Origin of the sequence: Clostridium drakei (assembly GCF_000633595.2) — a bacterium.
In the GTDB taxonomy this organism is placed as follows: domain Bacteria; phylum Bacillota; class Clostridia; order Clostridiales; family Clostridiaceae; genus Clostridium_AM; species Clostridium_AM drakei.
In genome coordinates this window covers 1-18321 of record NZ_JIBU02000034.1, presented here as the reverse complement: position 1 = coordinate 18321, position 18321 = coordinate 1, and the positions used below count along the sequence as shown (strand labels likewise).

Annotated in this window: 15 protein-coding genes and 7 tRNA genes; all 22 read left to right on the top strand. The window is 29.8% G+C overall.

The features are described from left to right. Window positions 1-41 precede the first annotated feature (41 nt). Window positions 42-335 carry a sporulation protein YabP gene (yabP, locus tag EG57_RS0217135; protein ID WP_029161148.1) on the top strand — a complete coding sequence of 98 codons (294 nt, stop codon included), beginning with the start codon at window positions 42-44 and terminating at the stop codon, window positions 333-335. Between the two features lie 6 nt (window positions 336-341). After that, window positions 342-752, top strand: a complete 411-nt coding sequence (gene yabQ / locus EG57_RS0217130; protein WP_032078378.1) for a spore cortex biosynthesis protein YabQ — start codon at window positions 342-344, stop codon at window positions 750-752. Between the two features lie 82 nt (window positions 753-834). Then, entirely contained in the window at window positions 835-1107 is a 273-nt protein-coding gene (locus EG57_RS0217125) for an FtsB family cell division protein (protein ID WP_032078377.1), read from the top strand. Between the two features lie 68 nt (window positions 1108-1175). Continuing rightward, window positions 1176-1583: a S1 domain-containing RNA-binding protein gene (locus tag EG57_RS0217120; protein WP_032078376.1), complete on the top strand. Its 408-nt coding sequence runs from the start codon at window positions 1176-1178 to the stop codon at window positions 1581-1583. Between the two features lie 183 nt (window positions 1584-1766). Next, window positions 1767-1855: transfer RNA gene (locus EG57_RS0217115), tRNA-Leu, on the top strand. Window positions 1856-1859: 4 nt separating this feature from the next. After that, a tRNA-Met gene (locus tag EG57_RS0217110) sits at window positions 1860-1935 on the top strand. A 13-nt stretch (window positions 1936-1948) separates the two neighbouring features. Next, window positions 1949-2025: transfer RNA gene (locus EG57_RS0217105), tRNA-Met, on the top strand. Between the two features lie 15 nt (window positions 2026-2040). Further along, a tRNA-Leu gene (locus EG57_RS0217100) sits at window positions 2041-2129 on the top strand. Between the two features lie 4 nt (window positions 2130-2133). Beyond that, window positions 2134-2209, top strand: a tRNA-Met gene (locus EG57_RS0217095). A 13-nt stretch (window positions 2210-2222) separates the two neighbouring features. Further along, window positions 2223-2299: transfer RNA gene (locus tag EG57_RS0217090), tRNA-Met, on the top strand. Window positions 2300-2530: 231 nt separating this feature from the next. Then, complete coding sequence (gene spoIIE / locus EG57_RS0217085; protein WP_032078375.1) at window positions 2531-4918, top strand: stage II sporulation protein E; 2388 nt, start codon at window positions 2531-2533, stop codon at window positions 4916-4918. Window positions 4919-5050: 132 nt separating this feature from the next. After that, on the top strand, window positions 5051-6445 hold the full coding sequence (gene tilS, locus EG57_RS0217080) for a tRNA lysidine(34) synthetase TilS (RefSeq protein ID WP_032078374.1): 1395 nt from the start codon (window positions 5051-5053) through the stop codon (window positions 6443-6445). After that, window positions 6442-6987, top strand: coding sequence for a hypoxanthine phosphoribosyltransferase (hpt, locus tag EG57_RS0217075; RefSeq protein WP_029163499.1), 546 nt, complete (start codon window positions 6442-6444; stop codon window positions 6985-6987). The genes tilS and hpt overlap by 4 nt, the downstream gene beginning before the upstream one ends. Window positions 6988-7065: 78 nt before the next feature. Continuing rightward, on the top strand, window positions 7066-8868 hold the full coding sequence (ftsH, locus tag EG57_RS0217070; protein ID WP_032078373.1) for an ATP-dependent zinc metalloprotease FtsH: 1803 nt from the start codon (window positions 7066-7068) through the stop codon (window positions 8866-8868). A gap of 146 nt (window positions 8869-9014) precedes the next feature. Beyond that, on the top strand, window positions 9015-9401 hold the full coding sequence (locus tag EG57_RS0217065) for a thioesterase family protein (protein WP_032078372.1): 387 nt from the start codon (window positions 9015-9017) through the stop codon (window positions 9399-9401). A 150-nt stretch (window positions 9402-9551) separates the two neighbouring features. Next, window positions 9552-10337: a type III pantothenate kinase gene (locus EG57_RS0217060; RefSeq protein ID WP_032078371.1), complete on the top strand. Its 786-nt coding sequence runs from the start codon at window positions 9552-9554 to the stop codon at window positions 10335-10337. Between the two features lie 3 nt (window positions 10338-10340). Then, window positions 10341-11321: a tRNA dihydrouridine synthase DusB gene (gene dusB / locus EG57_RS0217055; RefSeq protein ID WP_032078370.1), complete on the top strand. Its 981-nt coding sequence runs from the start codon at window positions 10341-10343 to the stop codon at window positions 11319-11321. A 305-nt stretch (window positions 11322-11626) separates the two neighbouring features. Then, the gene (gene greA, locus EG57_RS0217050; RefSeq protein ID WP_032078369.1) at window positions 11627-12109 is read left to right on the top strand and encodes a transcription elongation factor GreA; all 483 of its coding nucleotides are present in this window, start codon (window positions 11627-11629) and stop codon (window positions 12107-12109) included. Between the two features lie 16 nt (window positions 12110-12125). After that, window positions 12126-13634, top strand: a complete 1509-nt coding sequence (gene lysS / locus EG57_RS0217045; protein WP_032078368.1) for a lysine--tRNA ligase — start codon at window positions 12126-12128, stop codon at window positions 13632-13634. Between the two features lie 213 nt (window positions 13635-13847). Beyond that, window positions 13848-13922 (top strand) — tRNA-Asn (locus EG57_RS0217040). 543 nt (window positions 13923-14465) lie between these two features. Then, window positions 14466-15857, top strand: coding sequence for a glycine--tRNA ligase (locus tag EG57_RS0217035; RefSeq protein WP_032078367.1), 1392 nt, complete (start codon window positions 14466-14468; stop codon window positions 15855-15857). A gap of 462 nt (window positions 15858-16319) precedes the next feature. Further along, entirely contained in the window at window positions 16320-17696 is a 1377-nt protein-coding gene (murD, locus tag EG57_RS0217030; protein WP_032078366.1) for a UDP-N-acetylmuramoyl-L-alanine--D-glutamate ligase, read from the top strand. The last annotated feature ends 625 nt before the right edge of the window (window positions 17697-18321 follow it).

Genomic DNA, 18321 nt, shown 5'->3' with positions numbered 1-18321 from the left:
TAAATGTAAACATATATTTAAATATAAGTGGAGGGGATGTTATGGAAAAAAAAGAAGTAAAAATAGTGGAAGATAAAAAGAGCATATTGCATATTGAAAATAGAAAAAGGTTAGTATTAAGCGGAGTTGTAGAAGTTATAAGTTTTAATGAAGAACAAATAGTATTAAATACCAACCTAGGTACACTTAATATAAAAGGGAAAGGTCTCAAGATGAACAAGCTAGATGTACAGAACGGAGATGTTACCATAATTGGAATGATAAGTTCCTGCATATATACAAACAATCAAGAAAAAAAACAAAAAGAAAAACTGATATCAAGATTGTTTAAGTAGGAATAAATGATTTTATCAATAACCCAACAATTAAGATGTATTATATTTAGTCTTATTGCAGGAATTATAACAGGAATACTATTTGACTTATATAGAATAATAAGAGGATTAAATAACATAAATAAAATATTAACTTTTGTAGAGGATATTTTGTTTTGGATTTTAGCCTCTATAATTATATTCATATTTTTACTTTTTATAGATTGTTTATATGTAGGTGTATATATATATGCATGGATAACCTTAGGAGCATATTTATATATAAAAATTTTTAGCAGTACTTTCATAAAATTTCAATATAAGCTAATTAAAAATGTGAGAAGAACTTTTAGAGTGTTAAAAAATATAGTATTTTACCCTTTTAGGATAATAATTTATATTATTAAAACAAAAAATAAAAGAAATTATAAAAAATAACTTGAAGAAAATTGAAAATCAAATTAGAATATAAGTAAGGTGTTTTTAAAAATACATTTCTAAAATGGAAATGGTGATGATTATGAAAAAGAAGATAAAATTTAAAAATGTGATTTTATTGTTTATAATTTTTTATGCATGTTATGTTTTTATAAACCAACAGATAACTATGTATAAAATAAAGCAGCAAATATCACAAAAAAGTTTAGAAGAACTGAAGGTTAAAGATCAAAATAAGAAATTACAGGATGAGGTTAAGATGTCTAAATCAGATATGTATATAGAAAAACTGGCAAGAGAAAGATTAGGTCTTATTAAACCAGGCGAAACCCCTGTAATAAATGCAAAGCGTTAAAATTATTTAGTTTCAAATTTAAAATTTACTATATAATATTATTTTTATTAAGGAGGAGTCTTTTTAATATGACCTTAAAGGCAGGAAGCATACTAGAGGGTACAGTGGTTAATATTACTAGTTTTGGAGCTTTTGTAGAAATCGATGGGAAAACCGGCTTAGTTCACATATCTGAGGTATCAGATACTTATGTGAAAAATATAAGAGATTACTTGAAAGAAAAAGATAAAGTAAAGGTTAAAGTAATTTCAGTTGATGAAAATGGAAAGATAAGTTTATCAATAAAGCAGGCTACACCAGAGAAAAAAAGTGTAAAACCAGTAGAAATTGATTGGAACAAGGATAAGACTAGGAATTTACAAGGAGGATTTGAAGATAGGTTATCTAAGTTTTTAAAAGATAGTGAAGAAAGATTTCAAGATCTAAAAAAACACCAGGATTCAAAAGGTAGAGGTTACAGAAAACAGTCCAATTAATAATAATTTATTTTGAATATGAAGAGGCTATAAATAGCCTCTTTTATGTTAAATAATTTATTTAAATAAAAATGTATAAAATAGTTGACAATGATATGTATATCATATATAATAAGTTATGTTGTCAGGTTGTCAGGTATTTAAATAACTGATTTTCAGATATTTAAGTAAATGATAGAAAATGCTGGAGTGGCGGAACTGGCAGACGCACAGGACTTAAAATCCTGCGGGCTTTAAAACCCGTACCGGTTCGATTCCGGTCTTCAGCACCAATATCGCGGGGTGGAGCAGTTGGTAGCTCGTCGGGCTCATAACCCGAAGGTCGTAGGTTCAAGTCCTACCTCCGCAACCAAATTAAATAATAAGGCGGAATAGCTCAGCTGGCTAGAGCATTCGGTTCATACCCGAAGTGTCGTAGGTTCAAGTCCTATTTCCGCTACCACATAAATTTTAAGATGCTGGAGTGGCGGAACTGGCAGACGCACAGGACTTAAAATCCTGCGGGCTTTAAAACCCGTACCGGTTCGATTCCGGTCTTCAGCACCAATATCGCGGGGTGGAGCAGTTGGTAGCTCGTCGGGCTCATAACCCGAAGGTCGTAGGTTCAAGTCCTACCTCCGCAACCAAATTGAATAATATGGCGGAATAGCTCAGTTGGCTAGAGCATTCGGTTCATACCCGAAGTGTCGTAGGTTCAAGTCCTATTTCCGCTACCAGTACCTGTGGTGTATACCACAGGTTTTTTAGTTTTTTGAAAAAAGTTATTTTCCAAATAATTTTCAACTTATTTCTTCAAAATTTCGCTATAACTGTCTAAAGAAAATTTTTTAAAAGAAACTTAGGATTAAATGTCCTAAAAAAAATAAATAGACATATCACCTTATGACATTTATTTCCAAAAGACTTTGCTATAATAAAAGCAGTAATTTATAAGGTGGGTGGTATTAATGCAGTACGGAGTTGAACTTTTTCCGTATAAGAGGGTTAAGGATTCAAAAGATGAATTAAAAAAACAAAAGATTAAAAGTTTGCCTCGACTAATTAAATTTGTTACTTATTTTATAGCTGCATTTTTAATTAGTCGAGTGCTCATGATAAATTTGATGGCTCCATTCGGTATAGCTTTTTTGATTGCAGTTATGACTTGTGAAGAAGATAAAGTTATATTGATATCAGCAATTGGAAGCATACTAGGATATATTTCTCTTTATAGTAGTGTAAAAAGTTTGCCTGTATACATTATAACTTCTGGAACTCTTATAGCTATTAACTACATACTAAAAACAGTCGAACAAAACAAAAAAATAGTGATGATATTTTTTACCTTGCTTATAGAAATTTCTTTTTATAAGTTATTAATACTTAAAATAACTTTAGGTATGTCATTTTTACTTTCTTTTTTTGAAGTAAGTGCTATATTCCCAGTATATTTTATTATTAATTATTCTATAATATGCTTCAAACAATATAAAACAAGGCATTTATATAGTAGTGAGGAAATAATAAGTATGGCAGTTACTATATCTTTAGTAGTAGCAGGAACTTGGGGAAGTAATATAAGAGGAGTATCTTTAAGAAATATTATAGCTTTAGCATTTATACTTATAGTAGGATATACAAAGGGAAGTTCATCAGGAGCAGCATCAGGGGTGGCAATGGGAACTATAATAGGGATAACGTCTAATAATATGATAGCTTTTGTAGGAGTATATGGCGTATGTGGACTTATATCTGGCATATTCAGAGAAACGGGTAAATGGATGAGTGGATTAGCTTATCTTTTGGCGTTTGCTGTATTAAAAATGTACTCTGATATAGGAACTCAATTTAAATTAATAGAGGTAATTATAAGTGCCATATTTTTTTTGATGGTACCTGGAAAAATTTTGAAAAAAATTGAAATAGAATTGGATTGGGAGAGGAAGCAGGAACATTTTAAAGAAAATTATGCAGAAAAGATTAAAGGATTATTAGTAAATAAGCTAGAGAACTTTTCTGAAGTATTATTTGATATGTCAGGAATTTTAGCAAATTTGGTATATAACGATAAATTGCTTATGAAAAATAAAAGTAGTGCATTAGTAGAAAATCTTGCAGATCGGGTTTGTAGTACATGCTCTATGCAGTCTATGTGCTGGAAAAGGGAAAATTATTATACTTATAATGCTTTTAGTGAATTAATACAGAATTATCAGGATAATAGAAAACAAGTTCCACATGAAATAGAAAGGAAGTGTGTGAAAAGATCTGCTATTATAAAAAATACTGAAGAAATTGTTAATAATTATATAATTAATGAAATGTGGAGGAATAGATTAAGTGAATGCAGGCAGCTACTATCTAATCAAGTGGAGAACGTAGGAAACTCTGTGTCAGAAATTATAGATGAATTTAATTATAATGTAAAATTTAATACTGAAACTGAAAATACCATAAGAAGAGTTTTAAATAAGAATGGTATACATTATAGAGATGTATTCTGTTATAATAACAAAAATAACAGATTGATAGTTAATTTATCTATGGATGCATGTGGAGGAAAACAAATTTGTATAAAACACGTACTTCCATTGGTAAATGGAGTAACAGGAAAATGTATGTGTGTTAGTGAAGATGGATGCAATTTAAATTCTGAATTTGAGGTATGTACTGTTACCTTTGAAGAAACGCCTAAATATCATGTAGCAGCTTATACAAGTAAGTGCTGCAAGGATGGAGAAAAATATAGTGGTGATAGTCAGAGCTTTGGAAAATTACCAGATGGAACTTATTTGACTATTATAAGTGACGGCATGGGTTCAGGACCACAGGCTGGCCAGGAAAGCAGTGCGGCAGTAAAGTTGATAGAAAGATTTTCTAAATCAGGTTTTAACAAATTAACTGCTATAAATATAATAAATTCTATAATGACTATGAAATTTTCTGAAGAAGAAAAGTTCTCAACGCTAGATTTAAGTAGCATAGATTTATATAAAGGAGAGGCTGATTTTATGAAAGTAGGGGCTGTAGCTAGTTTTATAAAAAAAGGAGAAGATATTGATGTAATAAAGTCGAAAACTTTGCCAATTGGTGTATTAGATAAACCAGATATAGATATAGTAAGAAAAAAAGTTGAAAATGGTGATGTCATTGTTATGTTAAGTGATGGAGTATTAGATTATGAAAATGAACAAGCTGGTAAATATGAATGGATAGTAGATTTTTTAAAAAATAATAATTGCAATGACCCTAGACAATTAAGTGAGGAAATTATAAGTAATGCAAAAAAATTAAGTAAAGGAAAAATAAAAGATGACATGACAGTCATTGTAGAGAAGGTATATAGTTTGTATTAAAAATTATAATGGCTTAAGTTTAGAGTGTTATGCATTCTAAATTTAAGCCATTGAAAATTTGAATTGAAGTTTGCTTTAAAGTTAAGTAATATATTACTTATAAAACAAAATTTTCTTTAGGAAGTGTTAAAATTGATAAAGACTGTTTTAAAAACTATAAATAGGCATAGAATGTTTAATAAAGGCGACAAAGTAATAGTTGCAGTATCTGGTGGACCGGATTCTATGAGTTTGCTGCATATATTGTATTCTTTAAAAGAAGAACTTGATATAGAATTATATGCAGCACATGTAAATCATTGTTTAAGAGGAAATGAATCAGATAGAGATGAAGAATATGTAAAGGAATTTTGTAAAAAATTAAATATAGAATTCAGGAGCAAATCAGTAGATATAAATAGAATTATGAAAATGCAAAATATTTCATGCGAAAGTGCAGGAAGAAATGCTAGATATGATTTTTTTAATGATTTAAAAAAAGAATTAAATGCGCATAAAATAGCTATAGCTCATAATGCAAATGACCAAGCAGAAACTATACTAATGAGGATTATGAGAGGAACGGGTTTGGAAGGACTAGTAGGAATAAAGGCGGTAAGAGATAACATATTTGTAAGGCCTTTAATAGATGTTACAAGGCATGAAATTGAGGAATATTGTTGCAAAGAAAATATTAATCCGAGAATAGATAAAACAAATTTAGAAACTATATATTCTAGAAATAGAGTAAGATTAGAACTTATACCTTATATACAAGAGAATTTTAATGAAGATATTATAAAAGTTCTCAATAGATTATCAAATACTATAAAAATAGATAACGAATATTTAGAAACAATTGCTAAAGAAAAATTTAAAAAATATTGTGATATACAGGGAGAAAAGGTTATAATATCAAAGGAGGCATTTTTAGAAAATGAAGCTATAATTACTAGAATCATAAGAAAAGCTTTGTATGAAGTAACTGGAAGTTTAAACAACTTTGAAAAAATTCACATTAATGACATAATTAATATTCAATTAGGATCCACAGGAAAAAACATTGATCTTCCAAATCATGTTGTAGTATCAAATAGATATGGAAATATATACATATTAAAGAAAGTTAAAAAAAATAAAGAGGTTAGCAAGGAAGAATATAGTATACATAGTGGGAATAATGATGTAAAGGAATATAACTTACGAGTAATAACCAGAATTATTGATCCTAAGGAAAAGGTAAATTTTAAAAATAATAGCTTAATAAAATATTTTGATTATAATAAGTTCCAGAAAAAAGTAACTATAAGGCATAGAAAAGCAGGTGACAAATTTATACCTTTAGGGATGAGTGGAAGCAAGAAGTTAAAAGATTTCTTTATGGATGAAAAGGTAGCTAAGGATCAAAGAGACTATATTCCTATTATATGTTTTGATGATGAAATTGCATGGATAGTAGGATATAGAGTAAGTGAACTTTTTAAAGTTGATGAAAATACAAAAAATATATTAGAGATAAAAATTGAAAGAGAGGAAACAAAAATATGAGCAGTATGCAAGAGGACATAAAAGAAATCTTATTTCCAGAGGAAGAATTAAGGAAAAAGATAAAAGAAATTGGAACACGAATAAGTAAAGATTATGAAGGCAAAGAATTAATGTTAGTAGGAATATTGAAAGGATCTGTACCATTCATGGCAGATTTATTAAAGGAAGTTACAATTCCGTGTACTATGGACTTTATGGCAGTTTCAAGTTATGCTAATTCCACAAAAAGTTCAGGAGTAGTAAGAATTTTAAAAGATTTAGATTTTGAAATAGAAGGTAAACATGTTCTTATAGTAGAAGATATAATAGATTCAGGTACAACTTTATCATATCTAATTGAGTATCTGAAAGGTAGGGGAGCTGAAAGCATAGAAATAGCTTGCCTTTTGAGTAAGCCAGAAAGGAGAAAGGTTGAAATTAATGTTAAATACACAGGATACATAGTTCCAGATTACTTCCTAGTGGGTTATGGACTCGATTATGCAGAAAAGTATAGAAACTTACCTTATGTAGGTATACTAAAAGAGGAAGTTTATAAATAATTAACTAAATTTATTGTAAAGGAATTTTCCTTGTGATACAATTTTACAGTATAAACTTAAAAGAGAGGGGGGCCTGTAATGAAAAAATTTTCAAGTGCAACGGCCTGGGTTATAGTGTTTGTATTAGTTATTCTCGCAGCATTAATGCTTGCTAGGACAAATGAAAGTTCAACAACTATTAATTTTAATGATTTTCAAAAATATTGGATAGATAACAATGTAAAGAGCTTTCAAGTAAAGGAAGACAAGATGACTGTAGATGGTACTTTGAAAGATGGTAGTGCATATGAAACAATAGTTCCATCTGAAAGACTATTTCAGTTCATTGCTGAGCATCCTAAAAATGGAGATGTTAAGGAAGTTTATGTTAAACCTGCGTCAATTCCTATGTGGGTACAGTATTTACCAACGATACTTTTAATATTAATGCTTGTAGCTTTTTGGTTTATGTTTATGCAGCAATCTCAAGGTGGTGGTGGGAATCGAAATGTAATGAATTTCGGTAAGAGTAGAGCCAAAATGGCCACGCCTGATAAAAAGAAAGTAACTTTTGCTGACGTGGCAGGAGCTGACGAAGAAAAAGCGGAACTTGCTGAAATTGTAGATTTTTTAAAATTACCTAAGAGATATATAGAAATGGGGGCTAGAATTCCTAAAGGGGTATTACTTGTAGGACCTCCAGGAACAGGAAAAACCCTTCTTGCTAAGGCTATAGCAGGGGAAGCTGGAGTACCGTTTTTTAGTATATCAGGGTCAGACTTCGTTGAAATGTTTGTTGGAGTTGGTGCATCTAGAGTTAGAGATTTATTTGAGCAGGCTAAGAAAAATTCACCATGCATTATATTTATAGATGAAATAGATGCAGTTGGAAGACAAAGAGGAGCAGGTCTTGGTGGAGGACATGATGAAAGAGAACAAACTTTAAATCAGTTATTAGTTGAAATGGATGGTTTTGGTGCAAATGAAGGTATAATAATGATTGCCGCAACAAATAGACCTGATATTTTAGATCCTGCACTTTTAAGACCAGGTAGATTTGATAGACAAATATTAGTTGGAGCTCCAGATGTTAAAGGAAGAGAAGAAATTTTAAAGGTTCATTGTAAAAATAAGCATTTAGCCCCAGAAGTTAAGCTTGATGTACTTGCAAAAAGGACTCCAGGATTTACAGGAGCTGATTTAGAGAACTTAATGAATGAATCTGCTCTATTAGCAGTTAGGAAAGATAAAAAAGAAATAGATATGGAAGAATTAGAAGAAGCAGTAACTAGAGTTATAGCTGGACCTGAAAAGAAGAGTAGAGTAATTGATGAAGAAGATAGAAGGCTTACAGCATACCATGAAGCAGGTCATGCTGTGGTTATGAAGTTATTACCTACGGCAGATCCAGTTCATCAAATTAGTATAATACCAAGAGGAATGGCTGGAGGATATACTATGCATCTTCCAGAAAAAGATAGTTCTTATATGTCCAAAACTAAACTTGAAGATGAAATAGTAGGATTGCTTGGAGGTAGAGTAGCAGAAAAACTTATAATTGGAGACATAAGTACTGGCGCCAAAAATGATATAGATAGAGCAACTACTATAGCTAAGAAAATGGTTATGGATTATGGTATGAGTGGATTAGGACCAATAGCTTTTGGTTCAGGACATGATGAGGTGTTTTTAGGTAGGGATTTAGGAAAAGGAAGAAGTTTTAGTGAAGAAGTAGCTTTTGAAATAGACAAAGAAATAAGAAAACTTATAGAAGAAGGATATAATAAGGCAGAAAATCTTCTTACTGAAAATATGAATAAACTTCATGCTGTTGCTAAGTCTCTTTTAGAAAAAGAAAAACTTGAAGCAAATGAATTTGAAGAAATATTTGAGCAAGCATAAAATGACAATTTAATGAAATTAATAAAATAGAGGTTAATAGCCTCTATTTTGTTTTAAATATATATTAAAAGTTTATTAACAATGATATAATAATTATATGTTTTTAAACTTTGAAAATAAAAATTACGATGAAATGAGATGGTTTTATGGAGTTTAATGTAAAAGAAGGAATGGTATCTACAAGAGAAATATATGTAACAGAAAATAATGTAGCAAGTAAATTAGGATCGGGAAATATAGATGTGTTTTCAACACCTTCTATGATAGCACTTATGGAAAATACATCTAAGAGCTGTGTAGATTTGCATCTTCCATTTGGATATACTACAGTAGGAATAGAAGTTAATGTAAAGCATATCAAAGCATCATCTATTGGAATGAAAATAAGATGTGAAGCATCTTTAGTAAAAGTAGATAAAAAGAAACTAGTGTTTAATGTAGAAGCATGGGATGAAAAAGGAAAGATAGGAGAAGGAAATCACATAAGATGTATAGTAAATAGTGAGGAATTCATGAAAAAAGTACAAGAATAGTTTCAAGAATCAAACATATCTTGACAAATAAAATTTAACTGATAAAATTAAGTTGTTAAATTGACAAAATAGATTATACTAAGGGGCAGCTTTAAAGCTGCTCTTTAATTATGTATATACACTTTTTAGTAGAAAGGAGCGGTGTGTGAAGTGATTTTAGTTTTAGATGTTGGAAACACAAATATAGTTTTAGGAGTATACGAAGATAAGGAACTTATCGCATGCTGGAGATTATCCACAGATTCAGAGAGAACGTCTGATGAATATGGTATTCAGGTTGTCGATTTGTTTTTACATAATAAATTAGACCCATCGGATGTTGAAGGAGTTATAATATCTTCAGTTGTTCCTAATATTATGTATTCATTAGAACATATGATATTCAAATATTTTGAAATTATACCAATAATAGTTGGACCAGGTGTAAAAACAGGTATAAACATTAAGTATGATAACCCTAAGGAGGTAGGTGCAGATAGAATTGTTAATGCTGTTGCTATAAGAGAAATATACAAGAGAGCTGCTATAATTATAGATTTTGGCACAGCCACTACTTTTTGTGCTTTGACTGCAAAGGGAGATTATTTAGGAGGCACTATCTGTCCTGGAATAAAAATATCTTCTGAAGCGCTATTTGAACGGGCAGCTAAGCTTCCAAGAATAGAATTAGTAAAACCCGCTGGTGTAATATGTAAAAATACAGTTGCTAGTATGCAAGCCGGTATAGTTTATGGATACATAGGCCAAGTTGATTACATAATCAGTAAAATGAAAAAAGAAATGATTGAACTTGGCGAAGAAGAACCACTTGTAGTTGCAACAGGAGGATTGGCAAAGCTTATTAATGAAGAATCAAAGTTCATGGATTTAATAGATCCAACTTTAACGCTTAAGGGTCTCAGAATAATCTATGAAAAAAATAAAGAACAGGTGTAATTAATGAGAATAAAAAATTTGGAGTTTAAAAAAAATGTATTTTTAGCTCCAATGGCTGGTGTGACAGATATAGCCTTTAGAGAGCTATGTAAAGATATGGGATGTGAGCTTGTTTATACAGAAATGATAAGTGCTAAAGCATTATTATATGGTAGTAAAAATACAAAAGATATGCTAGTGATATCTAAACAAGAAGCCCCTGTAGCAGTTCAGATTTTTGGTAATGATCCACTTGTAATGGCAAAAGCTTGTGATTTTTTTAATGGTAATGAAGATATTTGTTTGGTGGATATAAATATGGGATGTCCTGCTCCTAAAATAGTTAAAAATGGAGAAGGGTCTGCTTTGATGAAAGATCCTAAATTGGCAGCGCAAATAATAAGGGAAATAAAAAAAGCCTCATCAAAACCTGTAACCGCTAAATTCAGAAAAGGATTTAATTCTGACGACATTAATGCTGTAGAGTTTGCAAAAGAATTAGAGCAAGCAGGTGTGGATGCGGTTACTATTCATGGAAGAACTAGAGAGCAAATGTATGAAGGTAATGCAGATTGGGATATGATAAAGAAGGTAAAGGAATCAGTTTCTATTCCTGTTGTAGGAAATGGAGATGTTGTAACCCCAGAGGATGCAATAAATATTTTTAGAACTACCAATTGTGATGCAATAATGATTGGTAGAGGAGCTATGGGTAATCCATGGATATTTAATCAGATTGAGGAAAAAATTAAAAATATAAATATAACTTATCCTTCTAAAGAAGATAGAATAGATATGTGTATAGAACATTATAGAAGAGCTATTTCTTATGAAGGAGAGGCAAAGGCTGTAAGAGAAATGAGAAAACATGTAGGATGGTACTTAAAGGGTTTAAGTAAAAATAAAGAAATAAAAGATGCTGTAAATTATGAAAAATCAAGCGAAAAAGTAATCTCAATTTTAAAAGAATACAAAAGCTATATTAAAAGTACAAGTAATTTTTGATAGAAAAGCAGAATAAGCTATAATGTAAACAATTTTTCAGGAAAATTATTAAGTAAGTGGTACATGTTAACTCTAATATAAAAAATTTTTATGAGAATAATAAAATTTAACAATGATATTTTATTATTTAGTTATTATTTGACAACATGTATAAGGTAAATGGAAGTGTAAATGTTGACATTGGAATAAGCCTGTTTTATAATTACTTAAATGATTATTAAGGTGATTTTTAATATAAATGCATAAATGTTGAAAAATGCTATTATAGAAGGTTTCTTAGTAAATTATTAAAAGGGGATAGTAATATGATTGAATCAAAAAAGAAGTATATAATGACTTATGAAGGTGTAAAGAAATTAGAAAAAGAACTTGAATATTTAAAGACAGTTAAAAGGAAAGAAATAACAGAAAAAATAAAAGTTGCACTTTCATTTGGTGATCTAAGCGAAAATTCAGAATATGATGAAGCTAAAAATGAACAAGCATTTGTTGAAGGAAGAATAATTCAACTTGAAAATATGTTAAAAAATGCTACTATAGTAGATGAGAGTGAAATTCCATTGGATGTGGTAAGTGTAGGTTCTATTGTTAAAGTTAAGGATTATGAGTTTGATGAAGAAGTGGAATATACTATAGTTGGTTCAGCAGAAGCAGATCCTATGAACAATAGAATATCTAATGAATCACCAGTTGGAAGAGGACTTGTAGGAAAAAAAATAGGGGATATAATTGAAGTGCAAGTGCCAGATGGAGTAAGTAAGTACGAAATACTTGGCATAAGAAGATAAATTGGAGGTCGTATAAATGGCAAATGATGAAAAGAATTTAAACCAATTACAAGAAGATTTTAATCAACTTATAAAGGAGAGAAGGGAAAAGTTTTTTAAACTTCAAGAACAGGGAAAAGATCCTTTTGATGTATATAAAGTAGAAAGAACACATGTTTCTAATCAAATAAAAGATAACTATGAAGAACTTGAAGGTAAAAGTGTTACTGTTGCAGGAAGACTTATGTCAAAAAGAGTTCATGGAAAAGCTGGATTTTCAGATCTTCATGATAGATATGGAAAAATACAATTATACATAAAGATAAATGACGTTGGAGAAGAAAGACTTAAAGAATATAAGTCATTTGATATAGGAGACATTTTATCTATAACAGGAAATGTATTTAAGACTAAAACAGGAGAGGTTACTCTTCATATTACAGATTTTCAACTTTTAGCTAAATCCTTAAGACCATTACCAGAAAAGTGGCATGGCTTAAAAGATCCTGATTTAAGATATAGACAAAGGTATGTAGACTTAATAGTGAATCAAGATGTTAAGGATACATTTATAAAAAGAACTAAAATAATAAAAGCTATAAGAACTTTTTTAGATGATAAAGAATATCTCGAAGTAGAAACACCTATTCTTTCAACTATTGCAGGTGGTGCTGCTGCAAAACCTTTTATTACACACCATAATGCATTAAGTTTAGATATGTATTTAAGAATAGCTACAGAATTATATTTAAAAAGACTTATAGTTGGTGGATTTGAAAGAGTATATGAAATAGGTAGAAACTTTAGAAATGAGGGTATGGATGTAAGACATAACCCAGAATTTACTTGCATGGAATTATATCAAGCTTTTGCAGATTATAATGACATGATGGAACTAACTGAAAATATGGTAGCTTTCGTATGCGAAAAAGTGTTAGGAACTACAAAAGTAACTTATGAAGATACAGAAATAGATTTTACACCACCATGGAGAAGAATAACTATGGTAGATGCAGTTAAAGAATATACAGGAGTAGACTTTAATGTTATAAATGATGATGATGAAGCAAGGGGAATTGCAAAAGAAAAACATATAAATATGAAAAAACAATTAAAGGACTGCACAAAAGGAGATATACTTATTGCATTGTTTGAAGAATTTTGTGAAGATAAGTTAATGCAGCCTACATTTGTTTGCGATTACCCAGTAGAAAACTCACCTCTTACAAAGAAAAAGAGAGGAAATGCAGCATTTACTGAAAGATTTGAAGGCTTTGTATATGGTAGAGAGGTATGTAATGCATATTCAGAACTTAATGATCCTATAGTTCAAAAAGATAGATTCCTTCAACAATTAAGAGAAAGAGAACTTGGTGATGATGAAGCTTACATGATGGACAATGATTTTATAAATGCATTAGAAATAGGAATGCCTCCAACAGGGGGGCTTGGTATAGGTATAGATAGATTGATAATGTTCCTAACTAATACTTCTTCTATAAGGGATGTTATATTGTTCCCAACAATGAAACCAGAACAACAATAAATAATGAATTATTAATCCTAAGTATTTATACTTAGGATTAATGTTTTCTATGTATTAAGTTAAATATTCATACTAAGGATTAATAATAAATCCTTAATAAAATTGATAAATGAACATGAAATCTAAATAAAATTTAAAAAAGTGCAAATAAAATTTAAAAAACTATTGCATTTTAGAAAAAACTTGGTATAATAATAAATGTAGTTAAGACATTCCGCGATAGCTCAATGGTGGAGCACTCGGCTGTTAACCGATAGGTTGAAGGTTCGAATCCTTTTCGCGGAGCCATTTTTTTATTTAAATGTATTTTACGTTTTTAAGAATTAAATATTTTGTAATGACGAAGAACAGTAATAATGAAAATCTTTTAAGAGAGATTGTGATAGGTGAAAACAATTAAGGTTTAATTATGAAGGAGCTTCTGAGCAAGGATTGATAAAGCAGGGCTTGTGCCAAGAAGGGTGGAACCGCGGAAATAAGTTTTCGTCCCTTTAAGGTGGAGGGTCTTTTTTTATTATATTAATACTTTCACAATGATAAAGAAAAGTAGTGAATAAAAACTTATTTAAGAGAGATTGTGGATAGGTGGAAACAATTAAAGTTTTATTTATGAAGGGAACTTTTGAGTGGAATTTTTTTAGAGCAGGGCTTATGCCAAGAAGAGTGGAACCGCGGAAATAAATTTTCGTCTCTTCAAAGGTAGAGTCTTTTTTTGTACCTTAATTTTTAATTAGAAAATAATACATAAGTGTGATTATGCAAGTATTAATAGGGTTTATTTAGTTAATAGTATTATAAAAATAAAATAAGAAATTTTAGGAGGTAATTATAATGGCAGTAAAAAAGACTATGGATAAAGTAGTAGCTTTAGCCAAAAGTAGAGGTTTTGTATATCCAGGTTCAGAAATATACGGAGGTCTTGCAAATACATGGGACTATGGTCCTTTAGGCGTAGAATTAAAAAACAATGTAAAAAAAGCTTGGTGGCAGAAATTTATTCATGAAAGCAAACATAATGTGGGAATAGATTCAGCTATTCTTATGAACAGCGAAGTTTGGGTTGCATCAGGTCATATTGGTAATTTTACAGATCCACTTATGGATTGCAAAGAATGTAAATCAAGATTTAGAGCAGATAAAATAGTTGAAGAGCATATGACTGAAAATGGAGTGGAAAAAGCTAGCGCAGATGGTTGGAGTAATGAAAAGTTAAAACAATATATAGTAGATAATGAGATAGAATGTCCCAATTGTGGTAAAAAGAATTTTACTGATATAAGACAGTTTAATCTTATGTTCAAGACATACCAGGGAGTAACAGAAGATTCTAAGTCTGAAATACATTTAAGACCAGAGACAGCTCAAGGAATATTTGTTAACTTCAAAAATGTTCAAAGAACTTCAAGAAAGAAGGTACCATTTGGAATAGGTCAGATAGGAAAATCTTTTAGAAATGAAATAACTCCAGGTAACTTTACATTTAGAACTAGAGAATTCGAACAAATGGAGCTTGAGTTTTTCTGTAAACCAGGTACAGATTTAGAATGGCATAGTTATTGGAAAGAACAGTGCTGGAACTTCTTGTTGAATCTTGGTATTGAAGAAAAAAATATAAGATTTAGAGATCATGATAAAGAAGAACTTTCACATTACAGTAATGCAACTTCAGATATAGAATACTTATTCCCATTTGGATGGGGAGAGCTATGGGGAGTAGCTGATAGAACCGATTATGATTTAACACAACATCAAAATCACTCTGGTAAGGATATGTCATATCTTGATCCAGTTACACATGAAAAATATATACCTTATTGTATAGAGCCTTCTGTGGGAGCAGATAGAGCAGTGCTGGCATTTTTAGTTGATGCATATGATGAAGAAGAACTTGAAGGAGGGGATTCAAGAACAGTGATGCATTTTCACCCAGCTATTGCACCAGTAAAGGCTGCTATACTTCCATTAACTAAAAAATTATCAGAAAAAGCTGAAGAAGTTTATGATGAATTAAGAAAAGATTTTAATGTAGAATATGATGAAGCAGGAAGTATAGGAAAAAGATATAGAAGACAAGATGAAGCAGGAACTCCTTATTGTATAACTATAGACTTTGATACATTAGAAGATAGTACAGTAACAGTAAGAGATAGAGATACTATGGATCAATTTAGAATGAAAATAGAGGATCTTAAAAACTTTATAAAGGCAAAAATGGAATTTTAATTTATAAAAAGAGTATATATTTCATCAATAGGTGAAATATATACTCTTTTAATGCTTGTTAAAAAAGAGGCATTTCAATTTTTAAATTATATCTCTACAAATAAAAAAATACCGGATAAAAATCCGGTAAAGTAGGGTTTAATCATGGGGATATGTTATATGTTTAATTAAAACTTGGGGAATTATATCAATATTCCTTACGGCACTTGTTAAGTATATCACAAGGGGATATAAATTTTCAATACTTAATAATAAAGTTTATAAATTAAATATCTTCTGACAATTTTGACTATATTCAACAAATAATTTGTTTTTTATTTGACACATGTTTACAAAATAAGTTATTTAGTTGATTTAATGTTAATAATGAAATGATTTTAATTTTATGATAAAGTGGTATAATTAAATAGTAAATTATAAGAAAATTATTTAAAGATAGTTTTATTGTGGAGGGCTTTAATAATGAAAAAGGATTTTGCAGATTTTAAAAAATTTATAAAGGATAAAAATACAGCTGTGGTTGGTATAGGTATAAGCAATAAGCCTTTGATAAATTTTTTATTGAGATTAGGAGCAAAAGTTAGTGCTTTTGATAAAAAAAATGAAGAACAATTAGGAGATACTGCTAATGAATTGAGGGAAAAAGGAGTTAAACTTATATTAGGTGAAAATTACATGGATAGTTTAAGTGGATTTGATGTGATATTTAAAACTCCATCTATGAGAATAGATGCTCCAGCGCTTGTAAATGCAAAAAATCAAGGAGCTTATATAACTTCTGAAATGGAAGAATTTATAAAGTATTGTCCTGCTAAAATATATGGTGTTACTGGTAGTGATGGTAAGACAACAACTACTACACTAATATATAATATACTAAATCAGCAGGGATATAAAACTTGGGTAGGTGGTAATATAGGAACACCTCTATTTTCAGAAATAGAAAAAATGAAAAGTGATGATAAAGTAGTACTGGAGTTATCAAGTTTTCAACTTATGACTATGAATGTTTCTCCAGAAGTTGCGGTTGTTACAAATTTAAGCCCAAATCATTTAGATATACATAAAGATATGCAAGAGTATATAGATTCAAAAAAGAATATTTTTAAGTATCAAGAATCAGAAAATTTATTGGTGTTAAATAGAGATAATAAGTTAACCAACTCTATGTTTAATGAAGGTAAAGGAAGAATATTGGGATTTAGCATAAAAGAGAAAGTTAAAGATGGAGCTTATTTTGAAGAAGACAAATTATACATAAAAGAAAAGGAAGTTTGTAAGCTAAATGAAATTCAGATAAAAGGAATGCATAATATAGAAAATTTACTTGCTGCTTTTTGTGCAGTTAGTGATGATGTTAATATAGAAAACATGAGAAAAACAGCTACAAGCTTTACAGGAGTAGAGCATAGATGCGAATTTATAAGAGAAATAGATGGAATAAAATACTATAATGATTCAATAGCTACAAGTCCAAGTAGAACTTTAGCAGGACTTAAAGCATTTGAAAAACCAGTAATTTTAATAGCAGGTGGATATGATAAAAAAATTCCTTTAGATGTATTAGCAGAAGAAGGATATGAAGATATAAAAGCATTAATACTAGTTGGAGCAACTAAAGATAAAATAAAAAATGCATTTTTGAAAGTTATGAAGAATAAAGATATAGATATACCTATAGTAATTGAGGAAAGCTTAGAAAAGGCACTTTCAAGTGCTAGAGGCTTTGCTAAGAAAGGGGATATAATAACTCTTTCTCCTGCCTGTGCTAGTTTCGATATGTTTCCTAACTTTGAAGCTAGAGGTAATAGGTTTAAAGATTTAGTTAAAGAATTATAAAAAGCAAATGATTATAGTTGCTTAATATTAGTGTTTAAAGTAAGTTTCAACTGTAGCTAATAAAGTAGACTTCAGTTGAAACTTATTTGCATATGTGATTGCTACCATTGCTAATACCAACATCATCTTTAAGTTGTACTTGTGTCTAAAAACCACTTGATTTTTGAAAATAACATGTCCTGGTGTATCTATATGCAAATAATTTAATTATAACTAGCATTTATGAGGAAAACATGAATAATTCAATTTAATTAAGAGAATAATGTTTGATGATGTGAAAAATCATGATATAATAACACATGTCGCTTGAGAGAGCAGACAGTTATTTAGAAAATGAAACATAAAAAATATGTTGACAACTTCTTAAGTAACATGGTATCATGTTAAAGCTGAGTTGTTCAGCAAGCTTAACAAAAAAAGAATTTGAAAAAATTCTTGACAAGGCTGAGCAAACATGATAAGATATAAAAGCCGTAGAGGTATGGCAAGGTCTTTGAAAATTAAACAGAGTGAAAGTAAGATATAAATCTTATTTTAAATAAGCCAGTATTAGTTAAACTAACAAGTTTAACGTCAATAATTTGAGTACAGATTAAACTTTAAAATTGAGAGTTTGATCCTGGCT